This window comes from Barrientosiimonas humi, from assembly GCF_006716095.1.
In the GTDB taxonomy this organism is placed as follows: domain Bacteria; phylum Actinomycetota; class Actinomycetes; order Actinomycetales; family Dermatophilaceae; genus Barrientosiimonas; species Barrientosiimonas humi.
The window spans coordinates 1003972-1024929 of record NZ_VFOK01000001.1 but is presented as its reverse complement, the minus strand read 5'-3'; the positions used below and the strand labels follow the sequence as shown (position 1 = coordinate 1024929).

Annotated in this window: 19 protein-coding genes; 7 read left to right on the top strand and 12 right to left on the bottom strand. The window is 69.2% G+C overall.

The annotated features are described in order from the left end of the window. Window positions 1-201 precede the first annotated feature (201 nt). Complete coding sequence (gene glnA, locus FB554_RS04810; RefSeq protein WP_142004933.1) at window positions 202-1626, top strand: type I glutamate--ammonia ligase; 1425 nt, start codon at window positions 202-204, stop codon at window positions 1624-1626. Window positions 1627-2865: 1239 nt separating this feature from the next. After that, window positions 2866-4500, top strand: a complete 1635-nt coding sequence (locus FB554_RS04805) for a nuclease-related domain-containing DEAD/DEAH box helicase (protein WP_142004932.1) — start codon at window positions 2866-2868, stop codon at window positions 4498-4500. A 40-nt stretch (window positions 4501-4540) separates the two neighbouring features. On the opposite strand, the gene FB554_RS04800 is transcribed toward FB554_RS04805, so the two are convergent. Continuing rightward, on the bottom strand, window positions 4541-6625 hold the full coding sequence (locus FB554_RS04800) for a phosphocholine-specific phospholipase C (protein WP_142004931.1): 2085 nt from the start codon (window positions 6623-6625) through the stop codon (window positions 4541-4543). Window positions 6626-6700: 75 nt separating this feature from the next. Further along, window positions 6701-7165: a hypothetical protein gene (locus FB554_RS04795; RefSeq protein WP_142004930.1), complete on the bottom strand. Its 465-nt coding sequence runs from the start codon at window positions 7163-7165 to the stop codon at window positions 6701-6703. A 293-nt stretch (window positions 7166-7458) separates the two neighbouring features. On the opposite strand from FB554_RS04795, the gene FB554_RS04790 reads away from it, so the two are divergent. Continuing rightward, entirely contained in the window at window positions 7459-9270 is a 1812-nt protein-coding gene (locus tag FB554_RS04790; protein WP_142004928.1) for a DUF2075 domain-containing protein, read from the top strand. Window positions 9271-9358: 88 nt separating this feature from the next. Then, entirely contained in the window at window positions 9359-9610 is a 252-nt protein-coding gene (locus FB554_RS04785) for a MazG-like family protein (RefSeq protein WP_236022271.1), read from the top strand. 9 nt (window positions 9611-9619) lie between these two features. Here FB554_RS04785 and FB554_RS04780 read toward each other — a convergent pair whose 3' ends face one another. From FB554_RS04780 to FB554_RS04770, 3 genes are read right to left on the bottom strand one after another with little or no spacing between them, the layout of a single operon-like run. After that, the gene (locus tag FB554_RS04780) at window positions 9620-10300 is read right to left on the bottom strand and encodes a uracil-DNA glycosylase (RefSeq protein WP_142004924.1); all 681 of its coding nucleotides are present in this window, start codon (window positions 10298-10300) and stop codon (window positions 9620-9622) included. Further along, entirely contained in the window at window positions 10290-10778 is a 489-nt protein-coding gene (locus FB554_RS04775) for a nucleoside deaminase (RefSeq protein WP_142004922.1), read from the bottom strand. Before FB554_RS04775 ends, FB554_RS04780 begins: the two co-directional genes overlap by 11 nt. Before the next feature lie 20 nt (window positions 10779-10798). Continuing rightward, entirely contained in the window at window positions 10799-11677 is an 879-nt protein-coding gene (locus FB554_RS04770; RefSeq protein ID WP_142004921.1) for an alpha/beta fold hydrolase, read from the bottom strand. Between the two features lie 71 nt (window positions 11678-11748). Here FB554_RS04770 and FB554_RS04765 point away from each other — a divergent pair, with 71 nt between their 5' ends. Beyond that, complete coding sequence (locus FB554_RS04765) at window positions 11749-13539, top strand: GmrSD restriction endonuclease domain-containing protein (RefSeq protein WP_142004919.1); 1791 nt, start codon at window positions 11749-11751, stop codon at window positions 13537-13539. Window positions 13540-13562: 23 nt separating this feature from the next. On the opposite strand, the gene FB554_RS04760 is transcribed toward FB554_RS04765, so the two are convergent. The 4 genes from FB554_RS04760 to FB554_RS04745 form a co-directional block, all read right to left on the bottom strand. Further along, window positions 13563-13910, bottom strand: a complete 348-nt coding sequence (locus FB554_RS04760) for a YciI family protein (RefSeq protein WP_142004918.1) — start codon at window positions 13908-13910, stop codon at window positions 13563-13565. Window positions 13911-14117: 207 nt separating this feature from the next. Next, complete coding sequence (locus FB554_RS04755) at window positions 14118-15494, bottom strand: M28 family peptidase (protein ID WP_142004916.1); 1377 nt, start codon at window positions 15492-15494, stop codon at window positions 14118-14120. A 134-nt stretch (window positions 15495-15628) separates the two neighbouring features. Next, entirely contained in the window at window positions 15629-16306 is a 678-nt protein-coding gene (locus FB554_RS04750) for a cupin domain-containing protein (protein WP_142004915.1), read from the bottom strand. Continuing rightward, entirely contained in the window at window positions 16303-17334 is a 1032-nt protein-coding gene (locus FB554_RS04745; protein ID WP_142004913.1) for an NAD-dependent epimerase/dehydratase family protein, read from the bottom strand. The genes FB554_RS04750 and FB554_RS04745 overlap by 4 nt, the downstream gene beginning before the upstream one ends. Between FB554_RS04745 and FB554_RS04740 the strand changes: the two genes are divergently transcribed. Then, window positions 17333-18016, top strand: a complete 684-nt coding sequence (locus tag FB554_RS04740; protein WP_142004912.1) for a TetR/AcrR family transcriptional regulator — start codon at window positions 17333-17335, stop codon at window positions 18014-18016. The two genes, FB554_RS04745 and FB554_RS04740, sit on opposite strands and share 2 nt — an antisense overlap. Before the next feature lie 72 nt (window positions 18017-18088). Here FB554_RS04740 and FB554_RS04735 read toward each other — a convergent pair whose 3' ends face one another. Further along, window positions 18089-18241, bottom strand: coding sequence for a hypothetical protein (locus FB554_RS04735; RefSeq protein WP_211344531.1), 153 nt, complete (start codon window positions 18239-18241; stop codon window positions 18089-18091). A 26-nt stretch (window positions 18242-18267) separates the two neighbouring features. On the opposite strand from FB554_RS04735, the gene FB554_RS04730 reads away from it, so the two are divergent. Next, window positions 18268-19077, top strand: coding sequence for an MBL fold metallo-hydrolase (locus FB554_RS04730; RefSeq protein WP_142004910.1), 810 nt, complete (start codon window positions 18268-18270; stop codon window positions 19075-19077). A gap of 79 nt (window positions 19078-19156) precedes the next feature. On the opposite strand, the gene FB554_RS04725 is transcribed toward FB554_RS04730, so the two are convergent. Both FB554_RS04725 and FB554_RS04720 read right to left on the bottom strand, forming a co-directional pair. Then, window positions 19157-19888 (bottom strand): lysoplasmalogenase family protein, encoded by a 732-nt coding sequence (locus FB554_RS04725; RefSeq protein WP_142004908.1) that lies wholly within the window; start codon window positions 19886-19888, stop codon window positions 19157-19159. A 1-nt stretch (window position 19889) separates the two neighbouring features. Beyond that, window positions 19890-20870 (bottom strand): NYN domain-containing protein, encoded by a 981-nt coding sequence (locus FB554_RS04720; RefSeq protein WP_142004906.1) that lies wholly within the window; start codon window positions 20868-20870, stop codon window positions 19890-19892. Window positions 20871-20958: the final 88 nt, after the last annotated feature.

Here is a 20958-nt window from a genome sequence, read left to right as displayed (position 1 = left end):
GCATCGGAGTGCGACGACCCCAAGCCGGTCGAGTAGGCCGCGAGGCACGAGCGGCCGTATCGAGACCACCGCTGATGGTTGAGAGATTTAACACTCGCGAAACACACGGTCACTCCTGAGAAACCGCCTCTCGCTAGGGTCGTGGAACGACGTGATGCGCGCCGGACAGCACGGGCTGCGCACACCCGACCAGGAGGTTTCATGTTCACCAGCCCCGACGAGGTCCTGAAGTTCATCAAGGACGAGGGCGTCGAGTTCGTCGACGTCCGCTTCTGCGACCTTCCCGGCGTGATGCAGCACTTCAACGTGCCGGCGGCGACGTTCGACGCCGACGCGTTCGAGGACGGCCAGATGTTCGACGGCTCCTCGATCCGTGGTTTCCAGGCGATCCACGAGTCGGACATGAAGCTCGTGCCGGACGCGAAGTCGGCGTACGTCGACCCGTTCCGCAAGCACAAGACGCTGGTTATGAACTTCTCCATCGTCGACCCGTTCACCGGTGAGGCCTACTCGCGCGACCCGCGCAACATCGCCGCCAAGGCGGAGGCGTACCTGAAGTCCACGGGCATCGCCGACACCGCGTTCTTCGGTGCCGAGGCCGAGTTCTACGTCTTCGACGACGTACGGTTCGAGACCAAGTCCAACGCCGGGTACTACTTCATCGACTCCATCGAGGCCGCGTGGAACAGCGGTCGCGAGGAGGAGGGCGGCAACCTCGGCTACAAGACGCGCTACAAGGGCGGCTACTTCCCGGTACCGCCGGTCGACCACTTCGCCGACATCCGCGACGACATGGTCTCGCGCCTCGCCGAGGTCGGGCTCGAGGTCGAGCGCGCGCACCACGAGGTCGGCACCGCCGGTCAGCAGGAGATCAACTACAAGTTCTCCACGCTGCTGGGCGCCGGCGACGACGTCATGAAGTTCAAGTACGTCATCAAGAACACCTCCTTCGCGCACGGCAAGTCGGCGACGTTCATGCCGAAGCCGCTGTTCGGCGACAACGGGTCGGGCATGCACACCCACCAGTCGCTCTGGAAGGACGGCGAGCCGCTGTTCTACGACGAGAAGGGTTACGGCGGCCTGTCCGACGTGGCGCGGTGGTACATCGGTGGCCTGCTGCGGCACGCCCCGTCGCTGCTGGCGTTCACCAACCCGACGCTGAACTCCTACCACCGCCTGGTGCCGGGCTACGAGGCGCCGGTCAACCTGGTCTACTCCGCCCGCAACCGTTCGGCCTGCGTGCGCATCCCGATCACCGGCAACTCCCCCAAGGCCAAGCGCGTCGAGTTCCGCGTGCCGGACCCGTCGAGCAACCCTTACCTGTGCTTCTCGGCGCAGCTGATGGCCGGCCTGGACGGCATCAAGAACCGCATCGAGCCGCCGGAGCCGGTGGACAAGGACCTCTACGAGCTGCCCCCGGAGGAGCACGCCGACATCGCGCAGGTGCCGGGCTCGCTGTCGGAGGTGCTCGACAAGCTCGAGGAGGACCACGCCTACCTGACCGAGGGCGACGTCTTCACCGAGGACCTGATCGAGACCTGGATCGACTACAAGCGCACCAACGAGATCGACCCGGTCCGCTTCCGCCCGACCCCGCACGAGTTCGAGCTCTACTACGACATCTGACGAAGCGCGCAGCGGAGGTTGGCGGCCTCCAGCGCCAAGCTGGTCGAGTAGACGCGAGGCGCTAGCCGAGCGGCGTATCGAGACCACGCCCCCGACGTACGCCGTCGGCACCCACGCGGTGCCGGCGGCGTTCGTCGTTCAGCCGGGCCTGGCGTACATCCGGACAGGAAGAACGGCGTAGATGCCCCGGATTCGCGGGCACCAGCCCCGTTCTTCCCGTCCAGATGCTCACTCCTCCAGAGCGTCACCCAGGTCGCGCCGGCGCACCCGGCGACGCTTCCCCACGACCCGCAGGACGGGCCACGGCTCGCGAACGGCGCGGCCGTTACGCCGGTTCTTGTGAGGCTTGCAGAGCTGACAGCCCTTGTGCTGCCGATGAGATGAGTGCGCCATTGAGCGCTCCGTTCCGTGACCACACCCGCCACGGCGGGCGGGGTAGCTCCCCGCGCACAGCCTCATCCATGCAAACAACGTAACTGGCGGCGCGCGCCGTAGATGGCCGATGCCCGGCGTACATCTGGACAGGAAGAACGTCCTGGATCACCCGGATTCGCGGGCACTAACCCCGTTCTTCCCGTCCAGATGCCCAACTCGCCCATCACCCGGCCCCTGGCCGCGATCCGCGACCGCTACCGCCGTCACAGCTCGAGGGAATCCCGGACGTCGCCGACCGAGCCCACTCCCAGGTCAATCACGTTGTCGCAGAGAGGCTTTCGCGGCTGCCACGGGTGGGAACCACTCGACTGACATCGGGGCGACGTAGTCGAGGACGTTCTCGAGGCTCCCGATCCAAGGGTCCGGATCCTTGCCACCCGGGGCGGCCGGGTCGACCTGCCACATCACCGCATCGAAGCCGAGTGCTTCTGCCCGCCTCGCACCCGGATCTTGGCGAACCACGCGGTTGCGCAGGCGTTCTCGGATGCTCGGGGTACGGAAGTAGGCGTTGATCAGGACGTCGTGCCCGACCCACTCTCCCGCAGTGACCCGCCCCGCGAAGGCCGTCTGACCTGCAGCGAGCCGTTCGACAGACGGACCCCATCCGTCAGGCCCGGGTCCCCGCTGCTCTACCTCCGCCATCTGCTCCAGCCAACGCCGGGCCTGCCTGCTCACCTGCGCATCATGCCGGAGCCCGGCCTCACCCACGTCGCACGTCAGCGGCTCCCGGGCTGATCACTGCCCGGATAACCGGTCGTATGTCGGCGGCCGCGGCTACCGTTCGAGCAGTCAACAGGGGGGCAGATGAGCGAACCACGATTCGCCAACGAGGCCGAGCGCACCGTGTGGTCGCGGCTCGTCCACGACAAGCCGGACGACTGGATCGTCCTGCCGAACATCCGACTCACCGACGAGGGTAAGGACCACGAGGTCGACCTCCTGGTGCTCGCGCCCGGCCTCGGGGCCGTCGCACTGGAGGTGAAGGGTGGCAGCGTCTGGGTCGAGGGCGAGGAGTGGCGCCAGGGCAGCCCGCACAGGTCGCACAGGATCCGCCCCGTCGAGCAGGCCCTGGGCGGGACGTACGCCCTCCGCGAGTATGTCGAGACCGATCCGCGCTGGGGCGGTCGCCGGCGGATCCTGTGGAGCTGGGCGGTCGCGCTGCCGCACAGCAGCATCTCCCCCGACTTCGCGCTGCCGTCGTGCCCCCGCTGGGCGATCCACGGGCGCGACGACATGGCCCGGCTCGCCGAGCGCCTCGCCGCGTCGCTCCGCTCGCAGCGTGAGCAACGGGCGCCCACGCTCGACGACTGCCAGCTGGTCGCGGAGATCCTGCAGGGACGCAACCTCCCGGTCCGTGACGTCATCGCCACCGCGCTGGAGCACGAGGACCGCGCGGACCGGCTGACCGCCGAGCAGGCGACCCTGCTGAAGGTGACCCGGCTCCTCACGCGCGTCGAGGTGCGCGGTGGCGCCGGGAGCGGCAAGACGATCCTCGCCCAGACGCAGGCCCGGGAGCTGTCGTCCGGCAGCCACGACCGGCCGCAGCAGCGCGTCGCCCTGCTGTGCTACTCCCTCGGGCTCGCGATGGGCATGGAGCGGGTGGCGCAGACCTGGGCGCGACGCAAGCAGCCCGCGTTCGTCGGCTCGTTCGAGGACTTCGCCCGCTTCCTCGGCATCACCCGGTTCCCGGACCGCCAGGACAGCACCTTCTGGGAGGTCGAGCTCCCCCGGCAGATGGCCGATCTCGCGGCCGACCTGCCGGCAGAGAAGAAGTTCGACGCCGTCGTCGTCGACGAGGCGCAGGACTTCGCCGACGACTGGTGGCAGCCTCTCCTCGGCGCGCTGCGCGACCCCGAGACGGGCGGGCTGTACGCGTTCTCCGACGAGAACCAACGCGTGTTCGGCCGGTTCGGCCGGCCCAGCGTCGCCATGGTGCCGCTGATGCTCGATCGGAACCTGCGCAACACCAAGCAGATCGCGGCGACGTTCCGCACCCTGGCTCCGACCGGCATGCTGCTGAGCGACTACGACGGTCCCGAGGTCACGCTGGTGGAGTGCGCGACCGACGACGCGCTGGACGTCGCGGACGACCAGGTCGACACGCTGATCGACGAGGGGTGGCGCGAGCGCGACATCGCGCTGCTCACGACCGGCCAGCGCCATCCCGAGCACGTCACGCAGTTCGAGCGCGACCAGGTCCGCTACTGGTCGTCCTTCTGGGACGACGACACCGTCTTCTACGGTCACGTGCTCGGGTTCAAGGGGCTCGAGCGCCGCTGCGTCGTGCTGGCAGTCAACGACTCCCCCGATCGTGATCGGGCCAGAGAGCGGCTGTACGTCGGGCTCTCCCGGGCCACGGAACGTCTCGTGGTCGTGGGTGACCCCGACGTCATCCGTCAGACCGGCGGCGATTCCGTGCTGCGGCAGCTGCAGAGCTGACGGCACCCGCCCGACGCGAGCGAGCGGGTGCCGCCGCGCCTCACGCCGTGACGGGCTTGCCCGGGTGGTCCACGCGACCCGTCACCCGGCAGCGAAACTCCGGGTCGTGGTCGCTGGTGACCTCAAGGTCGTACCAGCCGGAGTCGGTCGGCCAGCGCACGTCCCGGCTCTTGCCGGGCTGCAGCTGCACGCTCTTCGAATCCCCCTTGTAGGCCAGCGCTTTCACGCTCACGCGCATCTTGGACGAGGAGTTGTTGCGCACCTGCAGACGCAGCGTGGCCCTCTCCGGGACGGGCACGATGTCGACCGCTCCGAGGCTGGCGGCGTCCGCACCGCGCAGCTCGAACCAGAACCGGTCCGGGCCCTGCACCACGACGTCGACGCTCTGCACGGTCACCTGCTCGACGGCGCCCGCGGCGACCGTCACCTGCGTGGGAACCGTGTCGGAGCCAGGGAACGGGTAGACGGAGTAGGCCGCCGCGACAGAGCCGGCGTTGCGGATCGCCACCGTCACGCCGGAGCCGGCGGGCTTGACCGAGACGCTGCTGGCGTACGGGCTGCGTCGGGCGGGCTTGCGTCCGGACTCCTGCTCCGGGATCGCTTGCTCCGCAGGCGGTTTCGGCTGCCAGCGGTCGATCGGCGACGGGATCGCGCCGGGCTGGGTGAGGGCCGGCGGCTGCCCGGCCTTCGCGAAGTCGAACGCGGACGTGAGGTCGCCGGCGACCGAGCGGCGCCAGGCCGAGATGTTGGGTTCCTTGACCCCGGTCCACTGCTCCAGGAACCGCAGGACGGAGGTGTGGTCGGCGACGGTCGAGTCGACGTACCCACCGATCGTCCACGGCGAGACCACCGTCATCGGCACGCGCGGCCCGAAGCCGATGGGGCGGCCGTCGTACCAGTCGTCGGAGCTGCCCGACGCGGGGCGCGGCGCGACGGGCGGCGGCACGTGGTCGAAGTAGCCGTCGTTCTCGTCGAAGTTGATGAAGGTCGCGGTGCTCGACCAGGTGTCGAGGTCGGAGGCGACGATGTCGAGCAGGTCGTAGATGAGGTTCGCGCTGCCGACCGGGGTCGACGAGGCGGGGTGCTCCGACATCGCCGCGGTGGGGACGACCCAAACCACTTGTGGCAGAACGTCGTTCGCGATGTCGTTCTGGATGCGCTTCAGCAGTGTGCCGGGTCGGCTGCGGAACATCGCCCGGTCGAACAGGCTGCGCTCCGCCGCGCTCAGCGTCTTGCGCCCCTGCTCCAGCTGGCCGAGCAGCCGCTCCTGCTCCTGCGGCGACTTGCCGTGCAGCGACTCGTAGAACTCCTCGGTCGTGCGGTAGCCGCCGTCGACGGGCGCGAGCACCTTCGTGCCGATCGCCTTGAACGGCTTGAAGTACTCCACCGCGTTGTCGGTGAAGTTGTCCCACTCCTGATAGATCTGCCAGCTGACGCCCGCGGCCTCGAGCCGCTCGGGGTAGGTCGTCCAGTCGTACCCGGCGTGGTTCTTGTCGTACGCCGCGTTGGTCACCGCGCGCCCGCCCGTCGGCTCGTCGCCGGTGGTGCCGGAGAAGAAGTAGTTGCGGTTGGGGTTGGTCGAGCCGTTCGCGGAGCAGTGGTAGGCGTCGAGGATCGTGAAGGTGTCGGCGAGCTCGTACTGCAGCGCGATGTCGCGCCGGTCGTAGTACGTCATGCTCCCCTCGCCCTTGTTGGGGATCCACGCGTCGCACCAACCCTGCGCCCAGGCGCCGGTCGCGTCGGTGAAGCCGTGCGGGAGGGCGCTGAGGTACTGGATGTCGGTCGAGGGGCGGCCGGCAGCGGCCGCGGCCTCGCGCAGGGAGAACGGGAGTACGTCCTCGCCAGCCTTGCTCGCCTGGTGCAGGACCGAGTCCCCGGCTCGGCGCCGCAACGGGTTGCGGTCACCGAATCCCCTGACGCCGCGCAGAGTTCCGAAGTAGTGGTCGAAACTTCGGTTCTCCTGCATCAGCAGGATCAAGTGCTCGATCGCCTTGAGGCCGCCGGGGCGCATGGGCGCGGCGACCGCGCGGTGGACGGAGGCGGGGAGCAGCGAGCCGACGGCGGCCAGGCCAGCCGCCGCTCCGGTCGTCTGCAGGATCTGGCGGCGGGTGGGGGCTGAGGGCATGTTGTCGTTCACCCGGGGGATGAGAGCGGACGCGCGTGAACGGGGGAAGGCCTCGGAGCGAACGCGATGCGTGCACTAAGGCGCCGGTGGGAGTTGTCCTCGCCGCAACGGCACCACCCGCTGCTGGTTCCCATTGCCGTCAGCCCAGGTCAGCGTCGCCTCGAACCGTCTGGAGTGCTGACGGAACGGTTCATAGGCCCATGGGATCGGGTATCGCGCCCCTGCGGCCATCTCGGCCAGCGGGAGTTCTCCCTTTTCGACGTCGAGGAGCCGCAACTGCCGTCCGGACTCGTCTCGCAGCGTCACATCGACATCGGTGGCCGCAGCAGGTCCGCGGTTCGAGAGCACGAGGTGGTAGCCGGCCATGACCGGTTCTCGACCCTCCAGCTCGACGTAGGCCCGCGAGGTTAACCAGTGGAACGAGACCGTCATGTCGGCGCGTCGCTCGGCTCTGCGGCCCCGCAGCTCCTGGGTCACCAGGGTGTAGAGCGAAAGCGCTAGCGCAGCCGCCGCGATGACGATTCCCAGCCACTGACTCATGGTTCTTGATAGCGCGCGGAGACTCGGCTACGGAGAATCTACGCCGAACTTTCTCAGGCCTGACCTGTACCCGGTCGCTAGGCCGGACGAGCCCAGCGCGTCCGCCACACCTACCGAACCCGTCTGACCTACGCTGTCGTTCGTCATTGCGGCCCGACGGGCTTCCTCGGACATGCCCCCACCCGCACGAGATCTTTCGTGCTGCCTGGGGACTTGTCTTGCACCTCCACCGCGCGTCCGCGGAGACCCTGTCACCGAACGAGGCGACCCTCGCCGAACTCCTTGCTGAGCAGATGGGCATCCAGGTCGGACACAGACCTTCGGCGTCTGAGAAGCACTCCTGGGAGCGCTCCATCCCAGCCCTGCGAGCGGACCTGATCAGCGCGGGGCTCGGCCAGGTCGAGATGCTGCTGGAGTATCGGCTTCCGCTCACCAGCAAGCGCGCCGACGTGATCTTGGCCGGACGGCACCCACGCACGAATCGGCCGTCGTACGTCATCATCGAGCTCAAGCAATGGAGTCAGGCCAAGCGGCTAGAGGACTCCGAGACGCTCTTCCGGGTCGCGCCGCACCACACGAGGGAGTACCTCCACCCCGGGCTGCAGGTCGATGGATACTGCGACTATCTCGCCGATTTCACAACCCACCTCGCCGAGACCGATCACTCCCTGGTCGGTGCGGCATACCTGCACAACGCCGATGACGCCGGTGTCGCCGACATCCTCGCCGCTCCATCGGGCACTCGGTCCCGGGTCTTCACCGGACAGAGGCGCGGCGAGTTCATCACGTTCCTCCAGGCACATCTCGCCCCGCTGCCAGGTCACGACGTCGCGGACGCCCTGCTCTCGAGCGCAGTCGCACCCAGCCGCCACCTCCTGAAGGTTGCGGCGGATGAGGTCCAGCGACAGGAGATGTTCGTCCTGCTCGACGAGCAGCGCCTGGCGTACGAGGAGGTGCTTCACGCCGTGTCCGAGGCCCGGAGTGCTGACCACAAGACCGCAGTAGTGATCTCGGGCGGCCCCGGCAGCGGCAAGTCGGTCATCGCGTTGTCGCTCATGGGTGAGCTTGCGCGGCAAGGCCGTTCGGTTCTCCACGCAACCGGATCACGGTCGTTCACGCTCACGCTTCGGCGCGTCGCCGGCGCAAGAGCGCCGAAGGTCCAGAAGATGTTCACGTACTTCAACCAGTTCATGGACGCCGAGAAGAACGGGCTGGACTGCCTGATCCTGGACGAGGCGCACCGAATGCGCGAGACCTCGGTCCAGCGCTACACGCCCAAAGCTCAGCGACTCCGCGCCCGTCCGCAGGTGGAAGAACTCCTCGAGGCAGCTCGCGTCCCCGTGTTCCTGCTGGATGACCACCAAGTGGTGCGGCCGGGAGAGCAAGGAACGGCCGATGAGATCGATCGGTTCGCTCGCGAGAAGGGTCTCGACGTGCGCCGGATCAGTCTCGACGATCAGTTCCGCAGCGGCGGGTCCGAGCTCTTCGTCTCGTGGGTGCAGCGGACGCTGGGGCTGGTGCCCGACGGCGAGTTCAAGTGGCCAGGGGATGAGCGTTTCGAGCTGCTCACAGCCAGCTCCCCCGCTGAGATGGAGGCTTGGCTGAGAGGACGAGCGGAGGAGGGAGAGACGGCGCGCATCGCCGCCGGCTATGCATGGCCGTGGAGCGATGCGCCCAAGGACGGCGCCCTGGTGCCAGATGTGGTGATCGGCGACTGGGCACGCCCCTGGAACGTCAAGGGTGAGCGCGCGGTCGGTGGCGCCCCGCCAGCAGCCCTTTGGGCAACCGACCCGAACGGCTTCGGGCAGGTGGGCTGCGTCTACACGGCCCAGGGGTTCGAGTACGACCACGCCGGCGTGATCTTCGGGCCAGACCTGGTCTGGCGAGACGATCGTTGGGTCGCGGTGCGCGACGCCAACAAGGACCCAGACTTCAAGAGCCGCAAGACCGTGGGTGACGACGTCTTCGACAAACTGGTCCGAAACGTCTACAAGGTGCTGCTGACCCGGGGCATGAAGTCGGTTGTCGTGTTCTCCACGGATGCCGAGACTCAGGCGCACCTGGAGTCCCTGATTCCCGCGCGGGCGGCCCGCGACGATGAGTGAGCTCCACGTTCGAGAGTGGCAAGACCGCCTCCGCCGTTTCGCAGAGCACCGGGACTGGGAGCAGTTCCACACTCCGAAGAACCTTGTGATGGCACTGAGCGTCGAGGTCGCAGAGCTCGTCGAGATCTTCCAATGGCTGACCCCGGAACAATCCACCGAAGTCATGGGCACCAAACGCGCCCAGGATGTGCGAGACGAGGTCGCGGACTCGCTGACGTACCTCTTGCGGCTGGCGGACATGCTCAATGTGGACCTCGACGCCGCCATGGCGGACAAGTTCCAGCGCGCCGCCGATCGCTACCCGGTGGACGAGGTACGGGGCAGCGCAGAGAAGCGCTGACCTCACGCGTCAGACGAGCGCCCAGTCGATAGGCACTTCCCCATGCTGCTCGAGGAGCGCGTTCACCCGGCTGAACGTCTTCCGGGATCGGAAGTCGCTCTGGTGTGGGCCCCTGGCCGCGGGGTGAGGCGCATCGACCACCCGATCTCGCTGCTTGTGAATCAGGGGGAGCGTCTTCTGCGCAGACTGCCCCCACAGCACGAAGACGACCGGGCGGTCCCGCTCGTCGAGCCGGGAGATCGCGGCATCCGTGAACTGCTTCCACTCTTTGGCATGCGAGTTGGCCTGATCCTGACGAACCGACAAGGCCGTGTTGAGAAGCAACACGCCCTGCTCTGCCCACTGCGTCAGGTCTCCGTGCGGCAGGGGCTCCTGCCCAACGCCATCGGCAACCATCGCCTTGCCGATATTGCTCAGCGATGGCGGCGCTTTCACGCCCCGTGGCACCGAGAAGGACAGCCCCATCGCCTGGCCAGGCTGGTGATACGGATCCTGTCCGAGGATCACGACCTTCACCTTGTCGTACGGCGTGAGCTCGAAGGCCGCGAACATCTGGTTCGGCGGCGGGTACACCCCGTGCGTCGCACGCTCTTCACGAACGAACCGCATGAGTTCGGCGAAGTACGGCTGCTCCACCTCCTCGCGTAGAACCGGCCACGCCTTCAGCAGTGATTCCGTCTCAGACCCCATCACCTTTTACCTTCCGCTCGTGCAACCGACGTACGCGCTCGGCCAGCTCAGGCACCGGCCCGGCCACCTCAGCCCCGGGCACCACCTGCCGGATGCGCAACGACGCGACCGGACCCGGCGCCACGCCCATGTCACGCATCCACTCCCCCAGCTGCTCCGACGAGCTGGCATAGACGATGCGCCCCAGGCCGACCCAGCCGTGCGCGGCGGCGCACATCGGGCAGTGCTCACCAGAGGTGTAGACCGTCGCCGCCGCCCGCTCCTCGGGGCTCATCTCGCGCACCGCCCAGAGGGCGATCGCGAGCTCGGGGTGCTGCGTGTGGTCGCCGCCCGACACGTGATTGTGGTCCTCGAATCGCACTGTGCCGTCAGCGTCGACGAGCACCGACCCGAACGGTTCGTCACCCGCCTCGACCGCCGCCTCGGCCAGGTCGACCGCACGCTCCAGAAGCTCCAGGTCCCTCGACGTGACGTCCATGCGCCCATCCTGCCCGGACGTCACGGCCGCTCCCCCGCCGCCCGGATCGCCTCCATCACCTCAGCCTGGTTGGCCATCCCCACCGCGTGCCCGGCGCCCTCGAAGACCCGCAGCCGGGCGTTCGGCAGCTGCTGCGCCACGCGACGCCCCACCGCGATCGGCACGTTCACGTCCTCGGTGCCGTGCCACAGCAGCACCGGCGCCCGCACCTCGCTCAGCCCGAACCCCCACGGGCTCGCGATCATCCGCAGCTCCTGCACGGCACCGCGCGTTCCCTGCCGAAAAGCGCCAATCGCACTGGGGCGCAACAGATCTCCGTACCTGCCGAACACCTCCCGGTCGGGCGGCGGCGAGACCTTCACCTGCTGCTCGACGAACTTCGCGTACCGCTTGTCATCACGCACCGCCCGCCCCATCGCCGCCATCATCGGGCGCAGCAGCCACGGTGCACGCTGCGCCGCCCCGAAGATCACGCGGTTCATCGGCTTCATCCCGTCACGCACCCACGCCTCGTGCGCCGGACCCATCCCCGCGAGCACCAGGTTCAGCGTGAGCCGGTCGCCGAGCGCGTACGCCAGCACCAGCGCGTGCGGCCCGCCGCCGGACTCCCCGACGTTGGCGAACCGCTCGAGCCCGAGTGCGTCGGCGAGCTCGCGCACGTCTTCGGCATAGCGCGCCAGGCTCCGCCGCGGGTCCACGTCCGAGTGCCCGTATCCCGGCTTGTCCACACAGACCAGCCGTACGCCCTGCGCCCGGGCCGCGTCGTCGTACACCAGGCCTGTCTCACCGGAGGCCGGCGTGCCCGGCGAGTAGATCGCCGGCACCCCGTCGGGATCGCCGAACTCGTAGTAGGCGAGCGTGCGCCCGTCGCGCAGCGTGATCGTGCGGTGATCGGCCATGCGTCCATCTTCGACGCCGAACGGCTGCGCCGCTGGCTATCGTGCGCAACACGAACCAGGGAGGAGACTGCGTGTCCAAGTACAAGGTGACCCAGTCAGCGGTGACGCAGCTTCTGGAGGACGTCCGCCGCGAGCAGATCGCGATCCCCGAGCTGCAACGTCCGTTCGTCTGGGACTCGGTGAAGGTCCGAGACCTGATGGACTCCCTCTACAAGGGCTACCCGGTCGGCTACCTGATCACCTGGCAGTCCGTCGGAGCGCATCTCAAGGGCGGAACCGTCGCAGCGCACCAGCAGATCCTCATCGACGGGCAGCAGCGCATCACCGCGCTGCGCGCCGCGGTCGCCGGCCTGCCTGTCGTCGACAAGCGCTACCGGCAGGTGCGCATCCGGATTGCGTTCAACCCGGTCACCCAGGAGTTCGCCACCCTGACCCCAGCGCTCGATCGGAGCCCGGAGTGGATCTCCGACATCAGCGAGCTGTTCAACGCGGCCTCGACGTACGGCTTCTACAGCGCCTACTTCGACGCCAACCCGGAAGCGGACAAGGGCGCGGTCGAAGCCGCTATCGCCGGCCTCGAGCAGGTCAAGAACGCCCAGATCGGGATCATCGCCCTCAACGACGACCTCGACGTCGAGACTGTCTCGGAGATCTTCATCCGGATCAACTCCAAGGGCGTGCCGCTCTCCAGCGCCGACTTCGCGATGAGCAAGATCGCGACCTACGGGGACCGCGGTCGCAACCTGCGCAAGCTCATCGACTACTTCTGCAACCTCACCGTCGCGCCCCACGTGTTCGCCGACATCGAGACCAACGACACCGAATTCGCGCAGACGACATACCTTTCCGCGATCTCGTGGCTCAAGGACGACAGCGAGGACCTCTACGACCCGGAGTACACCGACGTCATCCGGGTCGCCGGACTCGTCGGGTTCCACCGGGGCAAGGCGTCCAGCATCGTGTCCGAACTGTCCGGACGCGACCCCGAGACACGCAAGGTCGACGAGGCCCGCATCCCGATCGCGTACGACCGGCTCGAGTCCGCGCTGCTGCAGATCGTGCGGAAGTACCACTACGAGAACTTCGTCATGACGATCAAGTCCGCCGGTTTCCTGACGCCCAAGATGATCGGTTCGCGCAACGCGCTGAACTTCGCCTACGCGCTCTACCTGCGTCGGCGCGAGGAACCGGAGATGTCCGAGGGCGAACGCAAACGGATCGTGCGGCGATGGTTCGTCCTGTCCATGCTCACCGGCCGGCACTCCGCAAGCTTCGAGTCCACCTGGGAGCAGGACATGCGACGCATCGACGCCGTCGGCGCCGCGGCCTACCTGAAGCAGCTCGAGGAGGGCGAGCTGACGGACGGCTTCTGGGACGTACGCCTTCCCGCCGCCCTCGAGACGACAAGCACCGCGAGCCCGTTCTTCCAGACCTTCCTCGCCGCCCAAGCCAAGTCCGGCGCGCGCGGCTTTCTCTCCAAGGCGATCACGGTCGCCGCGATGCACCAGCAGTCCGGCGACATCCACCACATCGTGCCCAAGGACTACCTGCAGAAGAACGGCTTCCCCGACCGCGGCGACTACAACCAGGTCGCCAACTTCGCCCTGACCGAGACCTCGATCAACATCTCCATCTCCAACCTGCCTCCGTCCGAGTACATGGCCAAGCTCTCCGAGCAGATCGCCAACGGGACCCTCTCCCTGGGCGAGATCACCGACGCGGACGACCTCGCGACGAACCTGCGCGAGAACGCCGTGCCGGACAACCTCTCCGAGGTGGTCGCTGGGCACTACCCGGAGTTCCTTGCGGCTCGGCGGCGGCTCATGGCGCAGGCGATCCGGGAGTACTACGAGTCGCTCTGACGCGAGGCCACTGCGGGCTCGGCCTACTCCAGCTCGCGCAGCTCGATCAGGTCGCCCGTGCTGGCCAGCTGGCGGCAGCACGCCTCCAGGCCCTCCCGGTCGTCGCTCTCGATGAGGTAGAACCCGACCACCTGCTCGACCGACTCGGTGAACGGACCGTCCGTCACGACCGTGCCGCCGGCGCCGTCGGGCCTCATCGACACCGCTTCGGCCGACGGGTGCAACGGGCTGGAGACGATCACCTTGTGCCCGCCCTCGGCGAGCTCGGCGTTGAATCGCTCGTGCGCCCGCATCCCCTTCTCGTGCTCCTCCGGCGGCAGCTTGGCCCACTCGGCCTCGGGCGCGGGCAGCAGCATCAGGTAGCGGCTCATGGTGTTCTCTCCTCGTCTCGGGACTGTGATGACTGCATGACGCGCCAGGTGGTGGGGATTCGACAGCAATCCGTCACGGATCGGTGACCTGCATCGGTGAGCGAGCGTGCGGCTGGGCGCACGGTAGGTCACCGATCCGGCTCACTGGTGGTGGTCTCGATACGTCGCTCGGCCAGCGCCTCGCGGCTGCTCGACCAGCTTTCGGGGCTACTGGCGGGCGAGGGCGTACGCAGCGCAGCCGATCAGCTCCATCGACACCGTGAGGCGCTCCATCGAGATGTTCTCCTCGATGGTGTCGTCGGCGGAGTGGTACTCCGGCTCCAGCAGCGCCGGCGACTCGACGCCGCGCCAGGAGAAGTTGCCGCTCGGCATCCCCTGCTCCTGGAACGCCTGGTGGTCGCTCGACCCGCGCTGGGTCACGTCGCTCATCTGCGACCGATAGCCGAGCCGCTCCCCCGCGGCGAGCACCTGCGCGTTGACGACGTTGGGCTGACCGTCGTACGACAGCACCCAGTACCGCTCCGCCGGGTCCCAGCTCGTCCCGACCATGTCGTTGTTGAAAACCCCTCGCACACGGGCGCGTTCGGCCGCATCGAGCTGCGAGACGTAGTGCCGCGCACCCACCAGGCCGACCTCCTCCGAGCCCCACAGCGCGAACTGCAGGTTGGCTCTCGTCGGCAGGTTGCGCATGATCCGGGCCAGCTCGAGCGTCAGCACCGTGCCCGAACCGTCGTCGTTGGCACCCTTGGCCCCGATCACCGAGTCGTAGTGCGCGCACACCATCACGTTGTCGCGCGACGCGGCGCCGCCCGCACCCTGCTTGCCGGCGACCGACGCGAGCACGTTGTACGACGTCACGTTGGTGTGCAGCCACATCTGCAGCGTCAGCTCGGCCGGCATCGCCTCGAGCAGCGCGTACTTCTGCACCTGCCCGACCCCGACCACGGGGATGCTCACGTTGCGCGACAGCGTCGGCGCGAAAGCCGAGGCCTGGCGCGGGTATTGGCCGTCGGTCCGCGTCGCGACGAACGCCACCGCACCCTTGGCCGCGGCCGCCTCGGCGAGCGTCGTGAGGTCCTCGCTCCCCTCGACCACGCGCATGACGATCGCGCCGTCCACCGAGTCCGGCAGGTCCGTGGGCAGCGCGCTCGGCGCGAGCACGAGCGGGCCGGTCACGGTGCCGCGGATCGCTCCGCGCGCAGCGGCACCCACGCCCCAGCACAAGCGGGTGTCGAGCCCGCTCCCCGACAGCTCACCGAGACGCCGGTCGGGCACCGAGAACGGTTGCAGCTCAACCGAATAGCCGTACGCCCGCAGCGTGTTCTGCAGGAACGTCGCCGCCTCGTTCTCGGCCGGCGTCCCGCTGTAGCGCTGCCCGATCGTCTCGCTCAGGTGACGCAGGTTGGCGAGCGTCCGAGAGGCGCTGATCTTGCTGACGATCTGCTTGTCGAAGTTGCTCAGGGTCGGTGCGCTGACTGCTGCGGGGCGCATGCCGTTCGTGGCCCACGCGGGCATCGTGATCGCGCTGGCGGCCCCGGCGCCGGCCAGGGAGAGCAGGGATCGGCGGGTCAGGTTGCTGGGCATGGCAGGCTCCTCGGTCTCGACTCCGTTGTCGCCGAGCGATGCGCCGAAGCGCCCCTGCACCGCGCGGTCCGACCACCGTACGTGCTGGCCGGCACCCGCGCGGGTGGACCGTTCACCGGCGTCCCCCGTCGCTCTCATCGCCCGAGCAGCGTCAGCACGGCCACCGCTCCGGCCTCGACGCGCAGCTGACCCGGCCGGTCGATCCACACCGTGTCGCCGAGGGACAGTCGCGCCGCGCCGGGCAGCACCGCCTCGCCCCGGATCACGGTGAGCACGCCGCTTCCCGGGACGAGCACCGCGCCTGCCGCCTCGAGCCGGTACGTCGCCGATCCCTCCGAGGTCGACTCCAGCCGGACCCCGGGCTGGCTGCACAGGCGCGGTGCAGGCTCCGACCCGCGCAGCTCGAGGCCGAGCATCCGCACCGGTTCGCGGTTGCGCGCCGACACCCGCACCCGGTGGATCACCGGGTGCTCCCGGTGGGGCTGCCACAGCACCGTCCCGGCCGGCATCCGGATCCACCCGACGAGCAGCCGACGCGCGAGCCACCCCGCCGGCCGCAGACGGCCGGCGGACGCGCCGGGTCTGGTCGGCGAGGACGTACCGAGCAGGTTGTCGCTGCGAATCGTCCCGCCGCGCACGACGACGTACACCGTGTCCGTGTGGTGCAGGTGGTCACGCGTAACGTGGCCGGGCGGGAGTCGCACCTCGTACACCCGGCACCGGTCGTTGGCGAAAAGCTCGACGTGCGAGGGCTCCTCGGCGACGGGCACGAAGTCCGGCCCGGCGGCCGCGTCGACCGTACGTCCGCTCATCGCGCGCGCTCCCCGGACGCCGGTGCAGGGAGCAGGTCGACCTCGCGCAGCCAGTCGATCGTCGCGGCGAGCATGTCCTCGAGCGACGTGCGCCCCAGCCCGAGCATCCGGCGGGCCAGCCCGTCGTCGACGACCAGGTCCCCGGTGGCCCGGCGGTACTTCGCCAGGCTCAGCTCCGGCTCCGAGCGGGTCAGTGCGGCCTTGACCTGCGACGCCGCGAACAGCGCCACCAGCTGCGGGCGCGGGGTCGCCGCCGCGGGCACCGGCTTGTCGAGCAGGCCCGCGATCGTACGAACCACCTCGAGGAACGACGCCTCGACGCCGCCGAGGATGACGTTCGTGCCGGCGAGCGGCGCGTCCACCGCGGCCAGGTGCGCGTCGACCACGTCGTGCACCGCGATCCAGCTGGCATGCCCGGGCGGGACCACCGGGAGCGAGTCGTTGGCGACCGGCAGGATCAGCTGCCGCGCCCAGTTCGAGACATCGCCCGGCCCGAGGATGTTGACCGGGTTCAGGGTGACCGTCGACAGCGCCCCCGCGGCCGCCGCGCGGTGCACGAGGTGCTCGGCGGCACGCTTGGAACGTCCGTAGTTGTCGCCCTTTGTCTCGACGTTGGAGGGGCTGTCCTCGCGCAGCCGCACACCCGGCTGCCAGCCGTAGCTGCTGATCGAGGAGGTGTAGACCAGCCGACGCGCACCCGCCCGCGGCGCGCTCTCCAGCAGGGTCGCGGTCCCGCCGACGTTGTCGCGCCACTGCGCTGCTCGCTGCTGGGACCAGGTGGTCGTGTTGCCCGCGAGGTGGAACACGACCGGCTCGTCGAGCCCGGTCAGCGCGCGGTCGATCGACGCGCGGTCCAGCAGGTCGCCCATCGCGATGCGCGTGGCCGCCGGCAGCAGGTCGATCCGGTCGCCCTCGCGGCAGAAGCCGGTCACGTCCCACCCCGCGCCGACCAGGCGGGTGACCAGGTGCCGACCCAGGAAGCCAGCCGCTCCGGTGACGAAGGCGGTGCGCGGCCGTCCACCAGCCATGATCGATCCTCTCGATACCGTCGGTATTGAATACTCCGGGTATCGTAACAGCGTGGCCACGACACGGAACCCCGGCAGCGGCCGGCGACGACGGAGGACCGACGAATCGGCGCCGCGATCCCAGCGCAGGCCGACCCGGAGCCAGACCCGCGAGCACGTTCTCGCCGCAGCCGCGCAGGTGTTCTCTCAGCACGCGTACGCCGGCGCCACCCTCGACCAGATCGCCGCCGCCGCCGGGCTGACCAAGGGGGCGATCTACTCCAGCTTCGGCGGCAAGGAGGACCTGTTCTTCGAGGTGCTGCGCTCCCGGACGCGGGAGCGGGTGCTGGCCGCGCGCGAGGTGCTCGGCAACGCGCCGACGTTCGACGGCGCCGAGGTGGGCCGGCTGCTCGAGCGCTTCACCAGCGACGACCCCACCTGGCACCTCGCGCTGATCCAGTTCTGGGCCTCGGTGACCGCCGCGCCGGGGTCCGGACGCCTCGCCGAGCTCCAGCGCATGCGGTCCGAGCTGCGCGCCGACATCGAGTCGATGCTGACCAGCGGGGGCGTCCCCGCCGACCGCGCCCGCTGGATGTCGGTGGCGATCCTCGCGCTGTCCAACGGGTTGGCGATCGAGCGGGCGATCGACCCGGGCGCGACCGAGGGCGTGTTCGCCGCCGCGCTGGAGACCTGGACGGAGTAGCCGACGCGGGACCCGAGACACGCGCGGCTGCCTCGTGAGTGGGCCAACCCCTCGACGCTGATCGACCCGCGGTCAGCGGAACCGGACGAAGCTTCGCAGGTTTGTTCCCTCGGCCGAGACCTCCGCGAACCCCAGCGACTCGTAGAACGCCTTCTGTCCCGGGTCAGTGTCGGTCAGCAGCACCGTCTGCCGGACATGTCCGAACGGTTCGGACGGCGCCTCCATGAGCCCGAGCACCCCTGCCTCGAACTTTGATCACTGATGTCTCCTCACCCGGCCGCGTCCTTGGATTGACTGGTCTCATGCCTACCCTGCACGTGCTCGGGACCTGCGCCGGCTGGCCGGAGCCAGGGCGCGCCTGTTGCGGGTACGCCCTCCGAACCAGCGACTCCTACCTCGCCGTCGATCTCGGGCACGGCACGCTCGGACCGCTGCTGCAGCTCCTCGACGGCAACCTGACGAGACTGGCCGGGGTCGTCGTCTCGCACGCCCATCCCGACCACTGCGCCGACCTGATCGGGCTGGCACGCGCGCTGGTCCTGGGGTCGAGCGTCCGACACGTGCCCTTGGTCGCGCCGCCGCGGGTAGCCCGAACCGCCGCTGCGGCCGATCCGGAGGACGGCGAGCAGGTCATCGCCGAAGCATCCGCCACACCCGAATCAGCAGCTAGCGCAGGCCCGTTCGGCGTGACCACCTCCCCGACCCCGCACTACGTCGAGAACTACGCATGTCGCGTGCAGGCGGACGACCGCGTGCTCGTCCACACCGGCGACACGGGACCCGACGAACGGCTTGCTCGGTTCGCCTCCGGCGCAGACGTGTTGCTGTCGGAGTCCACCGATCGAGCTCAGGAGCAACATCATTCAGCCGATGCAGACACCCGCCGCTACCTGCTCACCGGGTCACAGGCCGGCGAGCTGGCGATGTCCGCTCAGGTCGGACACCTCGTGCTGACCCACTTCTGGCCGGGCAACGACCGAGACCTGTCGCGGCGGGAGGCGCAGAAGACCTACCGCGGGCCGGTAACCGTTGCCGACGAGGGCGCGGCCATCGAGGTCTGAGGGGCCCGCCACGGTAGGCGAACGCTGGTCTCGATACGCGCTCCGCAGGCTCCGCGCTACTCGACCGGCTTGAGCGCAGCTACTCGACCGGCTTCAAGCGCGCCGTCGCGGCGAGGCCGTCGACCAACCACCGCTGCGCGAGGGCATAGGTCGCGAGCACGAACCCGTGGCCCGTCTGTGCGGCGCGGCCGGTCAGCACCTGCTCCCCGAGCAGGATCATCGCATCGGAGGCGACGAAAGACGCTCCGCCCCAAGGGATTCGGCCGATCGCGACATCGCCTGCAGACCTCGGCATCCCGAGCGCAAGGGCACCGGTGGTGCCCAGCAGCACGCCGTACGCCGTCACCACCGGGTCGGGCTTGCTCTCCTTCGCAGTGTCCAGCGCCGCCAGTCCCAGCAGGGTGCCGGCGACCAGGGCTGTCGACCGCGGCCGGGGCCGGGCACCCGCCTGCGCGAGCAGGCCCGCATAGATCAGCTGCTGCACGGCGAACGCCGCCGCACCCTTGCGCAGCCGCCGTCGCGACGCCTCGTCACTCTCGCCGCCCTCGGGCGCGATGAGCACCAGGTCACCGACCCACGCCGCACCGGTCGCCCCGAGCAGCGCACCGAGGCCCTGCGGAGAAAACTGACGCCGGTCGCGCACCAGCCCGACCTGCAGCAGCGGCATCAGCGCGGCCTTCGACACCGCGTGGGTGCGGCGCCGACCGAGCGCTCCGGCGAGCGAAGTGACTACTCCTGCAACGGCGTACGCCGCTCGCTCCCCTCGATCCACCCGGACGACGCGCGACCCGCCCTGCCCGGCAGCGCGCACGTCACGACTCCTTGAGCCGCAGCCGCAGGTGCCCTGCGTCGTCGGTCAGCTGCACCTCGACGAGGTCGTCGCGGGACTGCACGAAGTCGCTGAAGTTCTTGAACCCCAACGCCTTCTCCTTGAAGCCGGGGTCCATCCGCTGCATCTGGCTCTTGATGCCGCCGCCGAAGAACCACTCGGCCTCGTCGCCGCGGTCGGCCGCGATGGTCAGCGCGCGCAGCAGCAGGTCGGTTGCCTCCTGCTGCCCCGACTTCTTGGCCGGCGCCTTTGCGGTCTTCTTGGCCGCGGTCTTGGACGCGCGCCCGCTCGCCGTCTTCTTGGCCGTCGCCTTCTTCGCAGGGGCCTTCGTGGTCGCGTCCGCAGCCGGCTGCGCCTCCTCGGCGTCCGGCTCCGAGGACGGCTGGTCGTCCTCCAACGGCGGGACGCCGGGCAGCGCGTCGTAGGAGCTGAACTCGTCGCACGCCGCGATCAACGCGCGGCTGGTCGAACCGGTCACGCCGATGCCGACGACGAACCGGCCCCACTGCTTGCAGCGCTGCGCGAGGGCGATGTAGTCGGAGTCGCCGCCGACGATGACGACGTGGGTGATGTCGGCGTACTGGCCGAGATCCTCCATCGCGTCGATGGCCAGCCGGATGTCGGCGCCGTTCTTGGTGCCGGACACCGGGAACAGCTGGGTCAGGTCGACCGCGCGGTCGACCAGCTGCCGGCGGTAGGCCGCGTTGGCCGGCACCGACCAGTCGGCGTAGGCCCGGGCCAGGGCGACCGTGCCGTAGGACGCCGCGTAGTCCAGCACCGCACCGATGTCGACGGTCGCCTCGGCCAGCCGCACGTCGACCGGGTCGGTGCTGCCCCAGTCCGCCACGTGGTCACGGGCGTTGTCGGCCCGCCACGGGTCACGCTTGCCGGCGTGCACCTGGTCGTAGCGGGAGATGACGACGTTGTCGAAATCGATGTAGACGGCGACGCGAGGTGCAGGCATGACGTCACCGTATCGAGGGCGGCAGGCTGGTTGAGTAGCGCGAGGAACGAGCGCGGATCGAAACCCCGCTTGGGGCAGGTCTCGATAC

Bases quoted from the DNA above. Each gene is read 5' to 3' on its own strand.
- FB554_RS04735 (WP_211344531.1), bottom strand. From the start codon at position 18,241: ATGGAGGCGCCGTCCGAACCGTTCGGACATGTCCGGCAGACGGTGCTG.
- FB554_RS04795 (WP_142004930.1), bottom strand. From the start codon at position 7,165: ATGAGTCAGTGGCTGGGAATCGTCATCGCGGCGGCTGCGCTAGCGCTT.
- FB554_RS04780 (WP_142004924.1), bottom strand. From the start codon at position 10,300: ATGGGGTCTGAGACGGAATCACTGCTGAAGGCGTGGCCGGTTCTACGC.
- FB554_RS04800 (WP_142004931.1), bottom strand. From the start codon at position 6,625: ATGCCCTCAGCCCCCACCCGCCGCCAGATCCTGCAGACGACCGGAGCG.
- FB554_RS04750 (WP_142004915.1), bottom strand. From the start codon at position 16,306: ATGAGCGGACGTACGGTCGACGCGGCCGCCGGGCCGGACTTCGTGCCC.
- FB554_RS04720 (WP_142004906.1), bottom strand. From the start codon at position 20,870: ATGCCTGCACCTCGCGTCGCCGTCTACATCGATTTCGACAACGTCGTC.
- FB554_RS04790 (WP_142004928.1), top strand. From the start codon at position 7,459: ATGGGCATCCAGGTCGGACACAGACCTTCGGCGTCTGAGAAGCACTCC.
- FB554_RS04760 (WP_142004918.1), bottom strand. From the start codon at position 13,910: ATGAGCCGCTACCTGATGCTGCTGCCCGCGCCCGAGGCCGAGTGGGCC.
- FB554_RS04745 (WP_142004913.1), bottom strand. From the start codon at position 17,334: ATGGCTGGTGGACGGCCGCGCACCGCCTTCGTCACCGGAGCGGCTGGC.
- glnA (WP_142004933.1), top strand. From the start codon at position 202: ATGTTCACCAGCCCCGACGAGGTCCTGAAGTTCATCAAGGACGAGGGC.
- FB554_RS04805 (WP_142004932.1), top strand. From the start codon at position 2,866: ATGAGCGAACCACGATTCGCCAACGAGGCCGAGCGCACCGTGTGGTCG.
- FB554_RS04775 (WP_142004922.1), bottom strand. From the start codon at position 10,778: ATGGACGTCACGTCGAGGGACCTGGAGCTTCTGGAGCGTGCGGTCGAC.
- FB554_RS04785 (WP_236022271.1), top strand. From the start codon at position 9,359: ATGGCACTGAGCGTCGAGGTCGCAGAGCTCGTCGAGATCTTCCAATGG.
- FB554_RS04770 (WP_142004921.1), bottom strand. From the start codon at position 11,677: ATGGCCGATCACCGCACGATCACGCTGCGCGACGGGCGCACGCTCGCC.
- FB554_RS04755 (WP_142004916.1), bottom strand. From the start codon at position 15,494: ATGCCCAGCAACCTGACCCGCCGATCCCTGCTCTCCCTGGCCGGCGCC.
- FB554_RS04740 (WP_142004912.1), top strand. From the start codon at position 17,333: ATGATCGATCCTCTCGATACCGTCGGTATTGAATACTCCGGGTATCGT.